We start from the raw sequence: 893 nt of genomic DNA, 5'->3' as shown, positions 1-893 counted from the left end.
ATCATTTTCAGGGTTTTCGTGGCTCTTGCAGCTGGCAATAAACATTGCAGCTATTTCCAAACGTGCAACGCCAGCACAAGCTTTGAGTTTGTCTCAGCAAAGGTTTCCAGTGGCTGCAGGGCTTTGTGCAAAATGCTAAAAGAACTAGGGTTTTCCCGCTGGCAAATCTTACCTCAATAAATCGCAATTAATGTGCAACGCCAGCATCGGTCAATCTCAACCGGCTAGGCCGCGCACAACAAGGCGTTGGTGTTCGGCAGCAAGCTGCCTGGGACGCCTTCGGCGCCCCACAACTTGGCGTTAGGTTTCAAACATGGTTCATCACATGAAAGCAAAAAGAAAAATCCCAAGCACAAAAGCGTTGTGGCTTCCAGAAATTGAAGCTGCATATAAAGATGCGAAAGCGGCAATTCCATTTGGATATGCCGTTGGAAGTAAAATTACAGAACACGACCTATTTCAAATGGCACCTTCAGTATGCTTAAAATTCAGAGGCATTAAGAACACAGAAACAACAAGGAAAAAAGCGACTGATGCTGCATTAACGAGCTACGTTGCAAACAAGGACATGAATCCAATTTTAATTGATCCTCACATGGCTTTCGCATTTTGTTATATTTTAAGCCATTATGGTCTTGAATTAATCGGAGAAGCTGAAGGAGAGGAGTTACTTTGTTATATCGAAGATAACCTAGAGAAAATAAAATCAGGTGAATCATCAATATATTTTTGACACGTGATCCCGATGATAAAAACAATAAATTCCTTACGCGCATGAGCTCCAAGAATACTTACAGTGAAACTCAACAAAGAAACCTAAATCGGGTAAGGGCTGACTTTTCTTCAGCCCTCCCCACACCACCCGGCATGCGGGTCCGCACCGGGCGGTTCAC

At 43.8% G+C, this 893-nt stretch carries 1 protein-coding gene; it reads left to right on the top strand.

The window, feature by feature from the left end; all coding sequences use genetic code 11:
* The first annotated feature begins 325 nt into the window (after positions 1-325).
* A complete protein-coding gene (locus QMA35_RS21865) occupies positions 326-733 on the top strand; it encodes a hypothetical protein (protein WP_281649245.1) in 408 nt (135 codons plus the stop codon).
* The last annotated feature ends 160 nt before the right edge of the window (positions 734-893 follow it).

Source organism: Parendozoicomonas sp. Alg238-R29, from assembly GCF_947331445.1.
Lineage (GTDB): Bacteria > Pseudomonadota > Gammaproteobacteria > Pseudomonadales > Endozoicomonadaceae > Sansalvadorimonas.
The sequence above is the reverse complement of the archived record's forward strand: the minus strand, read 5'-3'. Positions and strand labels throughout refer to the sequence as shown.